Source organism: Pseudarthrobacter humi (assembly GCF_024294965.1).
GTDB lineage: Bacteria > Actinomycetota > Actinomycetes > Actinomycetales > Micrococcaceae > Arthrobacter > Arthrobacter humi.
Map to the genome: position 1 here is coordinate 142506 of NZ_JANCLV010000007.1, position 17105 is coordinate 159610.

Annotated in this window: 16 protein-coding genes; 5 read left to right on the plus strand and 11 right to left on the minus strand. The window is 65.6% G+C overall.

The features are described 5' to 3' along the window. The first annotated feature begins 96 nt into the window (after window positions 1-96). Window positions 97-1284 carry a Gfo/Idh/MocA family protein gene (locus tag NFC73_RS12150; protein ID WP_254750534.1) on the plus strand — a complete coding sequence of 396 codons (1188 nt, stop codon included), beginning with the start codon at window positions 97-99 and terminating at the stop codon, window positions 1282-1284. Beyond that, window positions 1281-2300, plus strand: a complete 1020-nt coding sequence (locus NFC73_RS12155) for a sugar phosphate isomerase/epimerase family protein (RefSeq protein WP_254750536.1) — start codon at window positions 1281-1283, stop codon at window positions 2298-2300. The genes NFC73_RS12150 and NFC73_RS12155 overlap by 4 nt, the downstream gene beginning before the upstream one ends. Window positions 2301-2690: 390 nt before the next feature. Here the strand turns inward: NFC73_RS12155 and NFC73_RS12160 are convergent, their stop codons facing one another. The 9 genes from NFC73_RS12160 to NFC73_RS12200 all read right to left on the minus strand — a co-directional run bounded on the left by NFC73_RS12160 (window position 2691) and on the right by NFC73_RS12200 (window position 13211). After that, a complete protein-coding gene (locus NFC73_RS12160) occupies window positions 2691-4133 on the minus strand; it encodes a sugar porter family MFS transporter (protein ID WP_256548874.1) in 1443 nt (480 codons plus the stop codon). A 32-nt stretch (window positions 4134-4165) separates the two neighbouring features. Next, a complete protein-coding gene (locus NFC73_RS12165) occupies window positions 4166-5038 on the minus strand; it encodes a sugar phosphate isomerase/epimerase family protein (RefSeq protein WP_254750538.1) in 873 nt (290 codons plus the stop codon). A gap of 112 nt (window positions 5039-5150) precedes the next feature. After that, window positions 5151-6164, minus strand: a complete 1014-nt coding sequence (locus NFC73_RS12170) for a Gfo/Idh/MocA family protein (protein ID WP_254750540.1) — start codon at window positions 6162-6164, stop codon at window positions 5151-5153. Between the two features lie 37 nt (window positions 6165-6201). Beyond that, a complete protein-coding gene (locus NFC73_RS12175) occupies window positions 6202-7113 on the minus strand; it encodes a sugar phosphate isomerase/epimerase family protein (protein ID WP_254750542.1) in 912 nt (303 codons plus the stop codon). Between the two features lie 33 nt (window positions 7114-7146). After that, window positions 7147-8655, minus strand: coding sequence for a CoA-acylating methylmalonate-semialdehyde dehydrogenase (locus NFC73_RS12180; RefSeq protein WP_254750544.1), 1509 nt, complete (start codon window positions 8653-8655; stop codon window positions 7147-7149). A 44-nt stretch (window positions 8656-8699) separates the two neighbouring features. Then, window positions 8700-10658, minus strand: a complete 1959-nt coding sequence (iolD, locus tag NFC73_RS12185; protein WP_254750546.1) for a 3D-(3,5/4)-trihydroxycyclohexane-1,2-dione acylhydrolase (decyclizing) — start codon at window positions 10656-10658, stop codon at window positions 8700-8702. A gap of 6 nt (window positions 10659-10664) precedes the next feature. Then, a complete protein-coding gene (locus NFC73_RS12190; RefSeq protein WP_254750548.1) occupies window positions 10665-11588 on the minus strand; it encodes a Cgl0159 family (beta/alpha)8-fold protein in 924 nt (307 codons plus the stop codon). Continuing rightward, window positions 11585-12619 (minus strand): 5-dehydro-2-deoxygluconokinase, encoded by a 1035-nt coding sequence (iolC, locus tag NFC73_RS12195; RefSeq protein WP_254750550.1) that lies wholly within the window; start codon window positions 12617-12619, stop codon window positions 11585-11587. Before iolC ends, NFC73_RS12190 begins: the two co-directional genes overlap by 4 nt. A gap of 187 nt (window positions 12620-12806) precedes the next feature. After that, on the minus strand, window positions 12807-13211 hold the full coding sequence (locus tag NFC73_RS12200; RefSeq protein ID WP_254750706.1) for a tautomerase family protein: 405 nt from the start codon (window positions 13209-13211) through the stop codon (window positions 12807-12809). Between the two features lie 171 nt (window positions 13212-13382). Between NFC73_RS12200 and NFC73_RS12205 the strand changes: the two genes are divergently transcribed. Both NFC73_RS12205 and NFC73_RS12210 read left to right on the plus strand, forming a co-directional pair. Continuing rightward, window positions 13383-13742, plus strand: a complete 360-nt coding sequence (locus NFC73_RS12205; protein WP_254750708.1) for an ArsR/SmtB family transcription factor — start codon at window positions 13383-13385, stop codon at window positions 13740-13742. Continuing rightward, window positions 13739-14221 (plus strand): SRPBCC family protein, encoded by a 483-nt coding sequence (locus NFC73_RS12210; RefSeq protein ID WP_254750552.1) that lies wholly within the window; start codon window positions 13739-13741, stop codon window positions 14219-14221. Before NFC73_RS12205 ends, NFC73_RS12210 begins: the two co-directional genes overlap by 4 nt. 109 nt (window positions 14222-14330) lie before the next feature. Here the strand turns inward: NFC73_RS12210 and NFC73_RS12215 are convergent, their stop codons facing one another. Together NFC73_RS12215 and NFC73_RS12220 are read right to left on the minus strand one after the other, a co-directional pair. Continuing rightward, complete coding sequence (locus NFC73_RS12215; protein ID WP_254750554.1) at window positions 14331-15176, minus strand: aldo/keto reductase; 846 nt, start codon at window positions 15174-15176, stop codon at window positions 14331-14333. Window positions 15177-15216: 40 nt separating this feature from the next. Further along, the gene (locus NFC73_RS12220) at window positions 15217-16443 is read right to left on the minus strand and encodes an MFS transporter (protein ID WP_254750556.1); all 1227 of its coding nucleotides are present in this window, start codon (window positions 16441-16443) and stop codon (window positions 15217-15219) included. A gap of 169 nt (window positions 16444-16612) precedes the next feature. Between NFC73_RS12220 and NFC73_RS12225 the strand changes: the two genes are divergently transcribed. Beyond that, window positions 16613-17062: a MarR family winged helix-turn-helix transcriptional regulator gene (locus tag NFC73_RS12225; RefSeq protein WP_056346690.1), complete on the plus strand. Its 450-nt coding sequence runs from the start codon at window positions 16613-16615 to the stop codon at window positions 17060-17062. Window positions 17063-17105: the final 43 nt, after the last annotated feature.

The window sequence follows — 17105 nt, forward strand, 5'->3', positions numbered from 1 at the left end:
CATACATGGATACGCTCAGTTCCAACGCACTAAATTGTAGCGCTACAAAATGCCGCTGGAGCTTCCCGCCGCGGCTGAATTTCAAAGGAGAAATCAATGGCTGAAAGCCTAGGCGTCGCCGTCATCGGTGCAGGCATGGCCGGCAAGGCCCATGCTGCTGCATACCGCACCGCGTCTGCCCTCTACAGCCCGGTACTTCCCCCGGTGCGCCTGGTCTCGATCGGCGACGTCAACGCCGAATTCGGCTCACTGGCCGCCCGCCGTTTCGGATACGAGCGCAACGACACATCATGGCAGGCAATCGCCGAAGCCGATGACATCGACGTCGTCAGCGTGGTCATCGCCAACTCGCTCCACCGCGAAGTGGTGGAGGGGCTGCTCGCTGCCGGCAAGCACGTTTTGTGCGAGAAGCCGCTGAGCGACTCCCTGGCAGACGCCCGCGCCATGGCCGAGGTAGCCCGCGCGGCCGAGGCCGGCGGCACGATCGCACGCATTGGCTTCACCTTCCGCCGCACCCCCGGCATCGCCTACATCCGGGACCTGATCCGCAACGGCGTGCTCGGCAACGTCCTGCACTTCAGCGGCCGCTACTGGACCGACTACGGCTTCAGCCCCGCCGCTCCCATGAGCTGGCGCTACAAGGGCGGCCCCGGCTCCGGTGCGCTGGCCGACGTGGGAAGCCACCTGACGTACATCTCCGAGTTCCTCTGCGGCGACATCAAGTCGGTCACCGGCGGCAGCCTCAGCACCGTAATCGACAAGCGACCCCTGCCGCTCGCGGCCGTCATGGGCCACGACCACGTTGCCGTCAGCGACACCTTCGAAGCCGTCGAGAACGACGACTATGCAGCATTCAATGCCGAGTTCGGCACGGGCGCCGGCAGCTTTGAAGTCTCCCGGGTTGCAGCCGGCCATGCCAACAGCCTCCAGTTCGAGGTGTTCTGCGAGAACGGGGCCGCCAAGTTTGACCAGCGCCGCCCCGCCGAAATCCAGCTGTTCCTCAACGACGGCTCCGGCAATGAAAGCGGCTACCGCCAGGTCATCCTAGGCCCGGGCCACCCCTACATCGCCGGTGGCCTCGCCATGGACGCCCCCGAAGTCGGCTTCGGCCAGAACGACGCGTTCGGCTACCAGGCCCGCGCGTTCCTCGAAGAGGTCGCCGGCCTCAGCGAGGAAGAGTCCCTCCCCCGCTGCGCCACCTTCGACGAAGGCGTGCGCAACATGGAACTGCTCGGCGCAGTCACCGAGTCCGCCCTGAACAACGGAAAGAAGATCACGCTATGAGGCTCGGCGTCTACAACGCGGTCCTGCACGACCGGCCGCTTCCCGAAGCACTGAAGGTCATCGCCGAGCTCGGCCTCACCGGCATCGAGATCAACACCGGCGGGTTCCTCCCCGCAGTGCACGTCCCCACCATGGACCAGATCCTGGAAAGCGACGCCGCCCGCGATGACTACCTGGCGATCTTCGAGGGCACCGGGGTTTCCATCGCGGGCCTTAACTGCAACGGCAACCCGCTGCACCCCAACCGTGAGATCGGCGAGAAGCACGCCGAGGACATCCGCCGCTCCATCCGGCTGGCCAGCCGCCTCGGCCAGGACCGGGTGGTCACCATGTCCGGCCTGCCGGGCGGAGAGCCCGGAGCCACCACCGTCAACTGGGTGGTCAACGCCTGGAACTCCGCAGCACTGGACGTCCTGGACTACCAGTGGGGCGTGGCTGCGGAATTCTGGAAGGAAACCGACCGAATGGCGGCTGACCACGACGTCAAGGTGGCTCTCGAACTGCACCCGCAGAACCTCGTTTTCAACACCGCCGACGTCCGCAAGCTGATCGAGCTGACCAACGCCACGCATGTCGGCGTCGAACTGGATGCCTCCCACCTGTTCTGGCAGCAGATGGATCCGGTCGCCGTGGTACGCGAACTCGGACCGCTCGTCTTCCAGGCAGCGGCGAAAGACGTCCGCGTCAACACCGAAAACGCTGCGCTCTACGGCGTGCTGGACAACAGCTTCCGCCGGCTCGCGCCGGAGGAAAACCGCACCAACCTCGGCGGCGACGAATGGGCCAACGAGTGGCCCAAGAACTCCGCCTGGGACTTTGTGGCCCTGGGCCGCGGGCATGACACCGCTTATTGGACGGAGTTCCTCCGTGCCCTGCACGAAGTCGACCCGGAGATGCTGGTCAACATCGAGCACGAGGACACCTCCCTGGGCCGGATCGAGGGCCTCCAGGTGGCGGCCAAGGTGCTGCGGGATGCTGACGCTGCGCTCAGGTCTTCGCTGAACGTTACGGCCTGACGGCCTGGCAACTGGTCAGCAACAGGCCTGGCAGACAGCAAGGGGGCGACGCATATGCGTCGCCCCCTTGCTTGTCCCCGGAGGCCGACCTTAAGACAGAAGGAGGCGAGGAGGGCGCAGGCGGAAGCGGACTCCCGGGACTGCCTGGCATCGACGCGGCCGAAAACTGGGGCACCTGGTCCACGGAGGACGCCGCGAGGCCATTGCCTCGGCCCAGGGGAACTGGCTTCCTGCACGTTTTCCCGGATCCCTCTCTCACCTGGTGAGAGAGGGATCCGGATTTTCCTGCAGGAAGTGAGAGAGCGTCCGCGGCCCCGCACCTGCTGGACGTAAAACGCCCGACGCCGGCCGGCGTCGGGCGTTTTTGTGTCGCCTTGGTTCTTGCTTCCCTTAGACGGACACGCCTGAGCGCTGCTTGAACAGGTGCTCGAGCTCCTCCAGGGACTTATCCTTGGTCTCCGGAACGACGCGCTTGACCCAGACAATGGCACCCAGCTGCAGTGCCACGAAGATGAAGAACGTCGCTGAAACGCCGATCCAGGAGACCATCTGCGGGAAGAAGAACCCGATCAGGAAGTTGATCATCCACAGCACAAAGACGCAGATGCCCATCGCGATGCCGCGGACGTGCATGGGGAAGATCTCGGACATGGTCAGCCAGGTGACGGTGCCGATGCAGCCCTGCATGGACGCCAGGAACGTCACCATGAACAGCAGCACAAGGTAGCCGCGCAACGTGCTCTCCGGCAGGAGCATAGAGACGAGCGCGATGGCCGTCAGGGAGGAGGCGGTGCCGCACAGTCCCACGATCAGCATGGGCTTGCGGGGCACCCGCGTCATCAGATACATGCCGACGATCACGGCTGCGACGGACGTGACGCCGTTAAGGACGTTGGCAATCAGGGCGCCCTGGTCGCCGAATCCGGACGAGGACAGGATGGACGTCCCGTAGTACATGATGGCGTTGACGCCGCTGATCTGGTTGATGATGGCCATGCCCAGGCCCACCACGAAGATCCTGCGGATCCACGGAACGGAGAGGTCCTTGAACGTGCCCATCCTGGCCTGGTAATCCTCCCGGGCTGCCTGCCGTACCTCGTCGAACTCCGCTGAGACGTCGCCGGCGGCACGGGTGGACCGCAGCACCTCGAGGACGGCCCCGAAGCGGCCGGCCGACGCCAGCCAGCGGGGGCTCTCCGGCAGGACCAGCATCCCGAACCACAGGATGACGGCCGGGAGAGTGGCGATGACCAGCATCCAGCGCCACACGTGCGTTTCCTCGGGGAAGGCGTTGCCGAGCACTGCGTTGAACGTGAAGGCCAGGAACTGGCCGGTGACGATCATCAGCTCGTTTTGGGTGACGATGCGGCCGCGTTGGGCCGCTGGCGACATTTCCGCGAGGTACACGGGGACAATCACCGAGGCGCCGCCCACGGCCAGGCCCAGCAGGGTCCGGGCCGCGATGAGCAGTTCCGTGCTTGGTGAGAGGGTGCAGGCGATGGTGGCCACGACGAAGATCAGGGCCAGTCCCATGATGGTCTTGCGCCGGCCGAAGCGGTCCGAGAGCCGGCCTGCGCTGATGGCGCCGAAGGCCGCGCCGAACAGGAGCGTGGAAGTGACCAGCCCTTCGGTGAGCGGCGTCAGTCCAAGGTCCCGCTGCATAAACGGCAGGGCGCCGTTGATGACACCGGTGTCGTAGCCGAACAGGAGTCCGCCGAACGTGGAGAAGAGCGCCACCTTCCGCATGAACTTCTTCGGATTGGCCGGTTTGGTGGGGTAATCCGGCTTGGTACTGCCGGGGGCGTCCGACCGGACTGCGCCGGGACGCGTCATGGTTCCGTTGCTTTGGTCCGTCTTCCCCACCACTACTTGGCCTGGGCGATGTAGTTGTGCATCGTCGCCAACTGGTAGCGGGACACGTCCTCGGCGTTCTCGTCTTCGGCGAAGACACTGGACACCATCACGGTGTTGTCCTTGTCCAGGAAGCCGATCTCCTTGAGTCCGCCGAAGAACTCGTCCCAGTTCACGTCGCCGTCGCCGATCTTCAGGTGCTGGTGCACACGCACGGCGTTTCCGGGCGGGTTGGTGATGTAGCGCAGGCCGTGGGAGGCGTGGTGGTCCATGGTGTCCGAGACGTGGACCAGGCGCAGCTTGTCCCCGGCGGCACGCATGATTTCCAGCGGCTTGTTGCCCATGTGGAACGAGTGCGAGGCCACGTAGACCATGCCGATGTTGGGCGAGTTGATGCCGCGGATGACGCGGATGGCGGCGAGGCCGTCTTCGACGAAGTCGTCCGGGTGCGGGTCGATCAGGACATCCAGGCCTTCACGCTCGATGATGGGCAGCAGCTCCTCCATGGAACGGTAGAAGGCGCGCTCGGATTCTTCGGCCTTCTCGGGGCGGCCGCTGAATTCGGTGTTCATGGTGCTGACGCCCAGGTCCACCGTGATCTGGATGGCGCGCTTCCAGTAGCGGACCGCCGCTTCACGGGCGTCCTCGTCCGGGCCGGACCAGCGCAGCACGGGAAGCACCGAGGCGATTTCGACGCCCGCATCCTTGCAGGCCTTGTTCATCTGGGCAACGAGCTCATCGTCGGCTTTGGGGTGGTTGTAGAACGGGATCATGTCCGCGTGCGGGGTCAGCTGCAGGTATTTGAATCCGAGATCGGCGGCCACGCGCGGAAATTCCAGCAGGCTGTGGCTGTGGTGGAACGGGGTGGGGTCCAGGGCGATTTTCAAGGTCACTCCTTTGTGAATGAGTCATTGATCTAAAGTTTTGTCCAGATAACGCGCCGAGAAGGGTCTCAAAGCCGCATTATCTGGACAAAAACTACGGGAGCGGGATGGGCTGCTAGTTGTAGAGGTCAGGCTTGGCGTTCAGCTGGACCTTGACCTTTTCGCCCGACCTCTGGGCTTCGACGCCGGCCTCGCAGCAGGCTGCGGTGGCGTAGCCGTCCCAGGCGGTGGGGCCGCCGATTTCGCCGCGGCGGGCGGCGTCCACCCAGGCCTGGACCTCGACGTCGTACGCTGCGCCGAAGCGCTCCTCGAAGCCGGGGGTGACTGCGCCGCCCCAGCGCCCGGATGTGCGGACGTACGGGCCGCTGTCGCCGCCGATGTTCACGATGCCGTCCTCGAACGAGGCCTGGGTGGCCACTTCGTAGCCGAACTTGGCGTTGACGTAGATCTCGACGTCGGCCAGGACTCCGGATTCGGTTTCCAGCAGGACGTGCTGCGGGTCGTGCTGGCCGTTCGGGGCGTTGCGGGTGGCTTTGCCCAGGCGGACCTGCACGGAGGTGATTTCCTCGCCGGTGAAGAAGCGGATGGCGTCGAACTCGTGGACCACGGAGTCGTTGATCAGCATCTCGTTGGTGAAGCCGGCGGGCGTGGTGGGGTTGCGGTGCTGGTGATGGAGCATCAGCAGCTCACCCAGTTCGCCATCGCGGATAAGGGAGCCCAATGCGGCGTATTCGGCGTCAAAGCGGCGCATGAAGCCCACCTGGATGCGCTTGTGTCCCCGCGCCGTTTCGGCCTGGACAACCTTCCACGCACTTTCGGCGTCCGGGGTGAGCGGCTTTTCGCAGAGGATCGGGAAGCCCTTCTCGAGCGCCTTGTACAGGATTTCCTCGTGGAGGAAGCCCGGCGTGGCGATCAGCACGGCGTTGACGTCGCCGTTGCTGAGGGCTTCGTCGGCGCTGGCAAGCGCCACGGCACCGTCGATGCCTTCGATGGCGGCCTGCGCACGGGAGAGGTCAACGTCGACGACGGCGGCCACTTCGGCGCCGTGGATGCGGGTGCTGAGCCGCTTGATGTGGTCCGCACCCATGCGGCCTGCGCCGATGACGGCAACGCGGAGAATGTCAGTCATTGTTCTGTCCTTAGTATCGGGTGCTAGGTATCGGGGGTCAGCTGACAGTGGTGCGTGAGCCGCACGAGAGCAGGTAGTTGCGGGTTCGCTTGGCGATCGGCATGGGCACGTCGAAGGACACCGGGTACATGTCCTGTTCGACGATGCCGAAGATCGGCCGGTTGAGCCCCTCCACCGCCTCGATGACGGCGCGCAGGTCCGGGAGGCCGTTCGGCGGCTCGGTCATCACGCCGGCCAGGTTTGCGGCTGCCCAGGTCATGTTCTCCTCGTTGACCTTCTGCAGGATGTCCGGGTTGATCTGCTTCAGGTGCAGGTAGCCGATGCGGTCCGGGTAGTTCTTGATCAGCTCCAGGCTGGACGCTCCGCAGTACTCGGCATGGCCGGTGTCCAGGCACAGATTCAGGTATTCGGGGTCCGTTGAAGCCAGCAGGGTCTCGATGTCCTGCTGCGCGCCAACGTGCGAATCGGCGTGCGAGTGGAACTGCTGCTTCAGCCCGAAGTCCTCCAGCAGGACTTTGCCCATGCGGTTGTGGCTGGCGAAGAGGTCCGCCCACTGTTCCTGTGAGAGCTCGCCGCTCTCCACTGCCTCACCGGTGACGTCGTCGCGCCACATGGCCGGAATGACCACAATGTGCTCGCCGCCCATGGCTGCCGTCAGTTCGGCCACTTTGCGGGCCGGCTCCCAGGCTTCGACGTATTGCCTGGCGCCGCGGTGGAATGCCGTGAAGACCGTCCCTGCGGTGACCTTCAGATCGCGGGCCTTGAGCTCCTCGGCCAGCCGCGTGGGGTCGTTCGGCAGGTACCCGTACGGACCCAGTTCGATCCATTTGTAGCCGGATTCGGCCACTTCGTCGAGGAAGCGCTCCCACGGAGTCTGCTGGGGGTCATCCGCGAACCACACGCCCCAGGAGTCCGGCGCGGTTCCGATGATCAGCTTGTTCTCAGTCATGCAGCGTTATCCTTCTTCTTCTTGGGAGTGGCGTTAGTTGGACGGGAAGTTGTACGAGGCACCCGAGGCGTGGGTGGGCTCGGGCCAGCGGGACGTGACCACTTTGCCGCGGGTGTAGAAGGACACGCCTTCAGGGCCGTAGATGTGCTTGTCGCCGAACAGCGATGCCTTCCAGCCGCCGAAGGAGTGGTAGGCCACGGGCACGGGCAGCGGCACGTTGATGCCGATCATGCCCACGGTCACGGAGCGCTGGAACTTGCGGGCGTTCGCGCCGGAGGAGGTGAAGATGGCGGTGCCGTTGCCGTAGGGGTTGGCATTGATCAGGTTGATGCCGGCGTCGAGGTCCTCAACGCGGACCACCACGAGGACCGGTCCGAAGATTTCCTCCGTGTAGGCGGTCATTTCGGTCTTCACATGGTCGATGACGGTGGGGCCGACCCAGAAGCCGTCCTCGTGGCCGGGGACCACCAGGTCGCGGCCGTCCACCACCATGGCGGCGCCTGCGGCTTCGGCCTCGGTGACGATCTTGACGATGCGTTCCTTGGAGGCGGGCGTGATCACGGGGCCCATTTCGGCGTCGGGCGCTGTGCCGTTGTTGACCTTGACGGCGAGGGCGCGCTCTTCGACCTTCTTGACGATGAGGTCCGCGGCGTCACCGACGGCGACGGCCACGGAGATGGCCATGCAGCGTTCGCCGGCGGAGCCGAAGGCGGCGGCGGCCAGGTGGTCTGCCGCGTTGTCGAGGTCGGCGTCGGGCATGATGATCGCGTGGTTCTTCGCCCCGCCGAGGGCCTGGACGCGTTTGCCGTGCTTGGTGGCGGTCTCGTGGACGTACTGGGCGATCGGGGTGGAGCCGACGAAGGAGATGCCGTCCACGTCAGGGTGGGTCAGGAGCCCTTCGACGGTTTCCTTGTCGCCGTGCAGGACCTGGAACACGCCGTCGGGCAGGCCGGCCTGCTTGAACAGTTTGGCCAGCAGCATCGAGGCGGAAGGGTCGCGTTCGGAGGGCTTGAGGATGAAGGCGTTGCCGGTGGCGATGGCCATCGGGGCCATCCACAGCGGCACCATCACCGGGAAGTTGAACGGGGTGATCCCGGCGACCACGCCGAGGGGTTCGCGGAAGGAGAACACGTCGATGCCGGTGGAGACCTGATCCGAGTAGTCGCCCTTGAGCAGGGTGGGGATGCCGCAGGCGAACTCGATGACCTCCAGGCCCCGGCCGATCTCGCCCTTGGCGTCGGAGAGGACCTTGCCGTGCTCGGCGGTGATCAGCTGTGCGAGGTCATCCACGTGGGCGGCAACCAGTTCGCGGAACTTGAACAGCACATTGGTGCGCTTGGCCAGGGAAATATCGCCCCAGCTGTCAGCAGCCTTGCGGGCCGCGGCGACGGTGGCGTCCAGGTCCGCCCGGTTAGCCAGCCGCAGCTCAGCAGAGACGGCGCCGGTGGCCGGGTTGTAGACCGGCTGCGTGCGGGTACCATCGCCGGCGGTTTCCGCGCCGTTGATGAAGTGGTTGATGGTGGTGACGGTCGTCGTTGACATGGTGTTGGACTTCCTTGGTCTGTGGGGGCTGTGTGTCTGGGAAATCAGCCGAGCAGTTTGCGCTGGCGGTTCTTGTGGTCGGTGTAGGTCTTGAAGGCCTGCTGCGTGGAGTCGAGGTCCGAGACCTGGGAGACGGGAACGTCCCACCATGACTCGGAGCTCGGAGCGTCCAGCAGGGGGTCGGATTCAACGTGGATCAGGATGGGCCCGCCGCGTTCAGGCGCGGCCTTGGCGTCCCGGATGGCCTGTTCGAGTTCAGCAATGACCTTCTCCCCCGGTTCGATCCGGATCACCTTCACGCCGAGGGACTCGGCGTTCAGGGCCAGGTCCACGGGGAGGGTTTCGCCTTCGTCGAAGCTGTGCTGCTCCTCGTTCAGCGCCCGGTACTGGGTGCCGAACCGCTGCGACCCGAGGGACTCGGACAAGGAGCCGATGGAGGCGTAGCCGTGGTTCTGGATCAGGACCACGATCAGCTTGATGCGTTCGGCGACGGCGGTGACCAGTTCGGTGTGCATCATCAGGTAGGAGCCGTCCCCCACCATCACCACAACGTCCCTGGTTTTGGCTGGCGCCCCGGCCGCGGCGGCTTCGGCCAGCGCCGCGCGTTTGACGCCCAGTCCGCCGGGGATTTCGTAACCCATGCACGAATAGGCATATTCCACGTGGTAGCCGAAGGGGTCCCGGACGCGCCACATCTTGTGCAGGTCACCGGGCAGCGAACCGGCGGCGCAGATCACCACATCCTGGGCGTCCATGGCCCGCGACGTGGCGCCGATGATCTCGTTCTGGGCCGGCAGCGGCGTGAAGCGGGTATCGAAGGCTTCGTCCACCGTGGCGTCCCAGCGCTTCTTCTCGGCCGCGATCTGCTGCTCGAGGTCCGCACCGACGCGGTAGCCGCCCAGGGCCTGGTTCAGCTTGACCAGCGCCTTGCGGGCGTCCGCCACGATCGGCAGCGACGTGCCGTGTTTATACGCGTCGATGGCGGCGACGTTGATGTTGATGAACTTTACGTCCGGGTTCTGGAACGCGGTCCGGGACGCGGTGGTGAAATCCTCGTACCGGGTACCGATACCGATGATCAGGTCCGCCTCGGCAGCGATGGCGTTCGCCGCCGTCGTGCCGGTGGAACCGATCGCGCCGAGCGAGAACTTGTGGTCCCACGGCAGGACGCCCACGCCGGCCTGGGTGTTGCCCACCGGGATGCCCGTCAACTCGGCAAATGCAGCCAGTTCCTCGTTAGCGAAGGCGTACAGGACGCCGCCGCCGGCGATGATCAGCGGGCGCTTCGCGGCACGGATGGCCTCGGCGGCGCGGCGGATGTCCTCGTCGTCGGCCTCGGGACGGCGAATGCGCCATTCCCTTTCGGCCAGGAACTCCTCCGGGACGTCGAAAGCCTCGGCCTGGACGTCCTGCGGCAGCGAGATGGTGACGGCACCGGTCTCGGCCGGATCCGTCAGGACGCGCAGGCCGTGGTGGAACGCCGAGAACAGCTGCTCCGGGCGGTTGACCCGGTCGAAGAACTTGGACAGCGGCCGGAACGCGTCGTTGACCGTGATGTCGTAGGCGTAGGGCTGCTCAAGCTGCTGCAGCACCGGGTCCGCGGCGCGGGTAGCGAACGTGTCGGACGGCAGCAGCAGCACCGGCAAACGGTTCGTCGTCGCCAAAGCGGCGCCCGTGAGCAGGTTCGAGGAACCCGGCCCGATCGAGGTGCTGATGGCAAACGTCTGGCGGCGCCGGGTGTGGCGTGCGTAGCCGACAGCCTGGTGCACCTGGGCCTGCTCGTTGCGGCCCTGGTAATACGGCATGATCGCCGGATCGAGCTGCTGGTACTGCTTCAACGCCTGGCCGACGCCGGCAACATTGCCGTGGCCGAAGATGCCGAACGTCCCCGGAATCAGCCGCTCCCGGTAGTCCTCAGTGCCGATGCGATCCACCGTGTACTGCTTGGAAAGGTACTCGACGACGGCCTGGGCGACCGTCATTCTGCGTGTTGCTGAACTCATGGGAAGTTACTCCGATACTTTCGCTGATGACTGCAGCACGGGCGTCTGGAGCAGCGAGGCGGCGGTGGCTACGGCCCCGGCCACATCGCCGTCGGCCGGGTACAGCAGCGTCCGGCCCACGGTGAGGCCCTGGACCCCGGGCAGGGCCAGTGCGGCCTGCCAGCTGGCGAAGACCTCATCCTGGGTACCGTCCGGGTCCCCGCCGAGGAGCACAGTGGGCAGCGTGGTGGCCGCCATAACGCGTTCCATCTCGGCCACCACGGGCAGCTTCATCCAGGTGTAGGCGCTCGTTGAACCCAGGCCCTGGGCGATCGCGATGGACTTGATGACCCCGTCCGGGCTGAGGTCGTTGCGGACCTTGCCGTTCTGCCAGACGGAAAGGAACGGTTCCACCATGGCAATCAGCTTGCGCGCGGCGAGGGAGTCGACGGCCCGCGCCGTGGCTTCCAGGGCCGAGGCGGTGTCCGGGTCCCCGAGGCAGATGCGGGTCAGCATCTTGCCGCCGTCGGCGCCCAGGGCTTCCAGGGCCGCGGCCGTATGGCCGGTGAAGCGGTCATCGATTTCGTTGACGAGCCCGGCGAGGCCACCGCGGTTCATGGAGCCGAAGACGAGCTTGCCTTCGAGCGCCCCCAGGAGAAGGAGGTCATCCATGATGTCCGGGGACGCCAGGACACCGTCGACGGCGGGATTGGCCAGGGCGATCTGCAGGCGGTCCAGCAGATCGCGGCGGTCCGCCATGGCCACCGGATCATTCCCCACGGAGAGGGCTCCGCGGGCCGGGTGGTCGGCGGCAACAATGAAGTTCTGCACACCGTACTTCAGCCCCGGATGGCGCCGACGCGCGGCTGCCGCGCGGGCCACGGCGTCGGGGTCTTCGAGCCGGAGGGCGCTCAGGTGCTGGTAGCGGCGGGGATCGTCGTTGGCGCTCAAGACGCTGCTCCTTCGGAAACTGTGGTGTGGGACGGGCGTGAGGCGGCGGCACCGGCCAGGGCGGGTGCCAGGCGGCCGCGTTCGGCCAGCAGCGAGGTGACTTCCTCCGGCGTCGGCATGGCGTCGGCGCAGGAAAGGCGGGAGGCCACAATGGCGCCAGCGGCGTTCGCGTAATCGAGCACCTGGGCCAGCGGCCAGCCGGACAGCAGTCCGTGACAGAAGGCCCCGCCGAACGAGTCGCCGGCACCGAGTCCGTTGAGGGTTTCCACCGGGACCGGCGCGGAGACCACGCGTTCGGTGCGGGTTTTCGCCATCACACCTTCGGGCCCCAGCTTGACGACGGCGATCTCGACGCCGGCGGCCAGCAGCCGGTCGGCCTGCTCGTCAGGGGTTCCTTCACCCACGGCGACGGCACATTCCTTGTCGTTTCCGATGGCAACCGTGACGTGCGGCAGGATCTTGGCAACCTCGGCCCGGGCGTCCGCTTCGGAGGCCCAGAACATGGGCCGGTAGTCCAGGTCCAGGATGGTGTACTGGCCTTCCTTGAGACCGGTCCGGGGACGGGCAGCATGGGCGGCCAGGTGGGCCTCGCGGCTGGGTTCCTGGCACAGACCGGTCACTGTCGACCAGAAGATCCCGGCCTCACGGATGGCATCCAGGTCCAGCTCCGCGGCCTTGATCTGCAGGTCAGGCGCCGTGGGGAAACGCCCGTAGAAGTAGAGCGGAAAATCATCCGGCGGCATGATGGCGCAGAACGTCACCGCGGTGGGCCATTCCTTCACCGGCGTCACGAACGTATCGTCCACGTTGAACTTGCGCAGTTCACGGTGGAGGTATTTCCCGAAGGCGTCGTCGCCGGTGCGCGTGATCACGCCTGCAGTGCGGCCATGCCGCGCCGCGGCCACGGCCACATTGGACGGGGAACCTCCGAGGTACTTGCCGAAGGACGTCACGTCCTCCAGGTCCACCCCAATGTCGTTCGGGTAGATATCAACGCTGATGCGCCCGATCGTGAGCAGTTCGTGGGTCACGGTAATCGCGGACCTTTCTGGTTTGAGCTCCATACCCCTGTACAGCAAGAGCTAGAACTCCGGTTCCTGGCCGGGCCCCCGTGAGCGGGGCCACAACCACTACCTTGCCCTAGAATCATTGTCCTGTCAAAGGTTTGTACTGACATATTTACAACCTGCATAAGGCGCCAAGCTGACGCCCTCCGGATTACTTCCGGGGGACCGCCAGCTCGCCCGTGACATACTGCGCCCGCCCGAAGCCGAACGACCAGTCGCCGGCGGCATTCTCCACATATCCGATGAACACGTCCTCACCGGCAACATCAAGTTCCGCCAGTCGGTCGGCGATCGCCGCAAACAGCGATTGCTTGGCCGCCTGGCTCCGACCACCCTGCGTAAAGATCTGGATCATCACCACATCGGGGGTGCGCTCGAAGCCGAGTCCCGCATCCTGGGCGACAATCTGGCCCTGCGGGTGCTCGGTCAGAATGTGGAAGTAATCGCGCTCCGGGATGGCATACTCCGCCAGGATGGCATCGTGGATGCCCCTGCTCAAGCGCTGCAACTGTTCAGCGGTGCGCCCGTGATTAACATCGATTCGTACCAGCGGCATTTTTTCATCTTCCTGAAGTTTGTCCTGACATACTAACAAACTTTCGAGATGACCTGCAATGAAAATTCCGAAATGCCCTTCCGCCCGGGCCGGGCCGGGCGTATGGTTAAACAACCAGATAGTTGATCAATGAACAAGTTGATTAATGGATCGAGAAAGGCCTGCAGCACGATGGACCCCGACGACGGCACCCTGGACTCGGCCTTTATGGCCCTGGCCGATCCCGTGCGGCGGCGGATCATCGCCCGGCTCAGCCGCGGGCAGGCAACAGTCAATGAACTGGCGGAACCCTTCGCGATCACCAAACAGGCGGTCTCGAAGCACATCCAGGTCCTCGAGCAGGCAGGGCTCGTCACCCGCAGCAGGGAAGCCCAGCGCCGGCCCGTCCACCTGAATCCCGCACGGCTGGAGGCACTCACAGCGTGGATTGACCAATACCGGCTGGTCCGCGAAGAGCAGTTCCGCAGCCTGGATGCCGTGCTCAGATCCAATGCCGCGAACAGCGGCAACCACCTAAAGGAATCATCATGAGCAATCCGCTGAACCTCACCATTCCTGAAGGACTCCCCTTCATCGACTTCGAGCGGGAGTTCGACTTCCCGGTGGCGGACGTCTTCCGCGCGCACAAGGACCCGGACCTCATCGTCCAGTGGCTCGGCCCGCGAGGCATGAAGATGGACATCGACCACTACGATTTCCGCACCGGCGGCACCTACAGCTACCTGCACACGGGGCCGGATGGCATCGCCTATGAGTTCAGCGGGGTCTTCCACACCGTCCGGGAAAACGAATTCGCCATTCAGACCTTCGAGTTCGGCGGCTACCCGGATGTTGTCAGCCTTGAATTCATGACGTTCGAGGACCTCGGCAACGGACGCACCCGCCTACGGGGCCACTCCGTCTACCCCACCCAGGAGGCCCGCGACGGCATGGCCCAGTCCGGCATGGAAGGCGGCATGACCGAAGGCTACGAGCGGCTCGACGAACTGCTCAGCGGCGCCAAGGTCTAGAACAGCCCTTAGACGAGTACGACGGCGGCCGGTCACCTTCCTGGAGAAGGCAACCGGCCGCCGTCGTGCTCGTGGTCGAGCCTGTCGAGACCCGAGTGTGGGCCTTTTCCTAGCCGTTGAACTCCGCCGGGTGCGGACCGGTGCGGCCGTCGCGCTCCAGGCCGTCGATGACCAAGAGTTCCTCGGCCGTCAGGTCGAAGCTGAAGACGTCCAGGTTCTCCCGGATCCGCTGCGGGGTGACGGACTTGGGGATGATGATCCGGCCCTGCTGCAGGTGCCAGCGCAGAATGGCCTGCGCCGGGCTCACACCATGCCGTGCCGCGATGTCCACAACGGCCGGATCCGCCAGCACGGCACCCTGCGCGAGCGGGCTCCAGGCCTCCGTAGCGATCCTGTGCCCGGCATTAGCGTCCGCGATGTCCCGCTGCTGCAAGGCCGGGTGGAGCTCAATCTGATTCACGGCCGGGACCGTGCCGCCCAGGTCGATGACCTTCTGCAGGTGCTCGGGGAGGAAGTTGGAGACGCCGATGGCACGGGCTTTGCCGCTGGCCAGCAGGTGCGCCAGCGCCCGCCAGGACTCGAGGTACAGGTTGGTTGCCGGCGCCGGCCAGTGGATGAGGTAGAGGTCCAGGTAGTCGAGTCCCAGCTTGTCGAGGCTGGCCTCGAACGCGGCCAGCGTGGCGCCGTAGCCGAGGTCGGCCACCCACAGTTTGGACGTTATGAACAGCTCTTCGCGGTCGATGCCGGACTCGGCGATAGCACGTCCGGTACCCGCCTCGTTGCCGTAAATGGCGGCGGTGTCGATGCTCCGGTAGCCCGCTGCAAGCGCGTGGCTGACCGCGGCGGTGGTGTCGGCGTCGGACACCTGGAAGACGCCGAACCCCAGCTGCGGCATCCGCACGCCGTTGTTGAGGGTGATCTCGGGGATGGACGTGGTGACGGGCGTGGAAGCCATGGGTTCTCCTGTTGCGGGTTGAGGATTGGGTATTGGGGGCTCAGTGCAGGACGGCCACGGGTTCGACGGCCACACGCCCGTCGGCATCGGCGTTGCCGTCGCAGGGTGCCTGCCGGACGGCCCGCTTGGCTCCGGCGGCGGCGATGATCATCACCACGAGCCCCAGCAGGGTGATGCCGGCGCCGGCCCAGATGGGCGAGGTGTAGCCGAATCCGGCGGTGATGGTCACTCCCCCGAGCCAGGCGCCTAGGGCGTTGCCCACGTTGAAGGCACCGATATTGGCGCCGGAGGCGAGGGTGGGGGCGCTGGACGCGTACTTCATCACACGCATCTGCAGTCCCGGCACGGTGGCGAATCCGAAGCCGCCCATCAGGACGATGGAGGCAACGGTGAGCACCTGGCTTCCGGCGGTCAGGGCAAAGCCGACGAGCACAACCACCAGCACGGAGAGCAACACAACGAGCGTGCGGTCCACGTTGCGGTCCGCTGCCTTGCCGCCGATGGTGTTGCCGACAAAGAGGCCCACGCCGAAGACGATCAGCAGCCACGGAACGGTGGAGGCGGCGAAGCCGGAGACCTCGGTGAGCGTGAAGGCGATATAGGTGAAGGCGCCGAACATCCCGCCGTAGCCGAGGATCGTGACCAGGATGGAGAGCCACACCTGGCCGGAGCGGAAGGCGCGCAGTTCACTGCGCAGGGTTCCGGGCGTGGTGTCGCCATGGCCGGTCTTCGGAACGAGCGCCAGGATTCCCGCCAGGGCGATGACTCCGATAACGGTGATGGCCCAGAACGTCGAGCGCCAGCCCGCGGCCTGTCCCAGCATGGTGCCGAACGGCACGCCCAGGACGTTGGCGGCGGTGAGCCCGGTAAACATGATGGCGATGGCGCCGGCCTTTTTGGTGGGGGCCACCATGTCCGCGGCCACCACGGCACCGATCCCGAAGAACGCACCGTGCGCCAGGGCGGCGATGATCCGGCCGACCATCATCATCCCGTAGTCGGGAGCGATGGCGGAGACCAGGTTGCCGGCGATGAACAGCACCAGCAGGACGGCGAGGACGGGCTTGCGTTCGAAGCGGGTCACCGCCGCGGTCAGCACCAGGGCGCCGACGACCACGGCGAGGGCGTATCCGGAGATCAGCCAGCCTGCCGTGGCCTCGCCGACCTGGAAGTCGGCGGCAACCTCGGGCAGCAGGCCCATGATCACGAACTCGGTGAGTCCGATGCCGAACCCGCCGAGGGCGAGGGCTATGAGGCCAATGGGCATGTGGATGCTCCTTTGAAAACTGTACGGAATGAGATAGCAGGCGTAAGCTATTAGTTGCAGACGCGTTATTTATTGTTGCACAAGCAGATACACCGCGCAAGCAACTATTATCGACTGTGCTCCGCCTCACGCCGCCAGGCGGCCGGAGCACCCGCGAGAGGAAAGACAGATGGGCATCAAGGACGACGCCGTGGAGGTCCGGGCACAGGGTTGGCGCACGCTCGCGGCGCTGCATGGCCTGATCGAGGGGGAGCTGGAACGCTCCCTGCAGGCCGAATCAAAGCTCTCAGTGGTGGAGTACACCGTGCTGGATGCGCTCAGCCGCCAGGACGGCTGGCACATGCGTATGCAGCAGCTCGCCCGCGCCACCGCGCTCAGCGCCAGCGCCACCACCCGGCTGGTCAACAGGCTTGAGGACCGCGCCCTGCTGACCCGGATCCTCTGCGCGGACGACCGCCGCGGCATATACACCGAGCTCACACCCAGCGGCATCGCCCTGCTGGAGGAAACGCGCCCGGTCCATGACGCCACGCTGGAGCGCGCCCTGGCCGAGGCCCAGGAGATCCCCGAGCTGGCCGCGCTGGTGGACGCACTCCCCCGTCTCCACGCGAACGCATAGTTCAACTACGTCGTACTTAATCAAAAACGCGGGGTCACTCCGT

Coding starts and splice junctions, on each gene's coding strand:
- NFC73_RS12150 (WP_254750534.1), top strand. CDS start 97: ATGGCTGAAAGCCTAGGCGTCGCCGTCATCGGTGCAGGCATGGCCGGC.
- NFC73_RS12155 (WP_254750536.1), top strand. CDS start 1,281: ATGAGGCTCGGCGTCTACAACGCGGTCCTGCACGACCGGCCGCTTCCC.
- NFC73_RS12160 (WP_256548874.1), bottom strand. CDS start 4,133: ATGACGCGTCCCGGCGCAGTCCGGTCGGACGCCCCCGGCAGTACCAAG.
- NFC73_RS12170 (WP_254750540.1), bottom strand. CDS start 6,164: ATGACTGACATTCTCCGCGTTGCCGTCATCGGCGCAGGCCGCATGGGT.
- NFC73_RS12175 (WP_254750542.1), bottom strand. CDS start 7,113: ATGACTGAGAACAAGCTGATCATCGGAACCGCGCCGGACTCCTGGGGC.
- NFC73_RS12180 (WP_254750544.1), bottom strand. CDS start 8,655: ATGTCAACGACGACCGTCACCACCATCAACCACTTCATCAACGGCGCG.
- iolD (WP_254750546.1), bottom strand. CDS start 10,658: ATGAGTTCAGCAACACGCAGAATGACGGTCGCCCAGGCCGTCGTCGAG.
- NFC73_RS12200 (WP_254750706.1), bottom strand. CDS start 13,211: ATGCCGCTGGTACGAATCGATGTTAATCACGGGCGCACCGCTGAACAG.
- NFC73_RS12205 (WP_254750708.1), top strand. CDS start 13,383: ATGGACCCCGACGACGGCACCCTGGACTCGGCCTTTATGGCCCTGGCC.
- NFC73_RS12210 (WP_254750552.1), top strand. CDS start 13,739: ATGAGCAATCCGCTGAACCTCACCATTCCTGAAGGACTCCCCTTCATC.
- NFC73_RS12215 (WP_254750554.1), bottom strand. CDS start 15,176: ATGGCTTCCACGCCCGTCACCACGTCCATCCCCGAGATCACCCTCAAC.
- NFC73_RS12220 (WP_254750556.1), bottom strand. CDS start 16,443: ATGCCCATTGGCCTCATAGCCCTCGCCCTCGGCGGGTTCGGCATCGGA.
- NFC73_RS12225 (WP_056346690.1), top strand. CDS start 16,613: ATGGGCATCAAGGACGACGCCGTGGAGGTCCGGGCACAGGGTTGGCGC.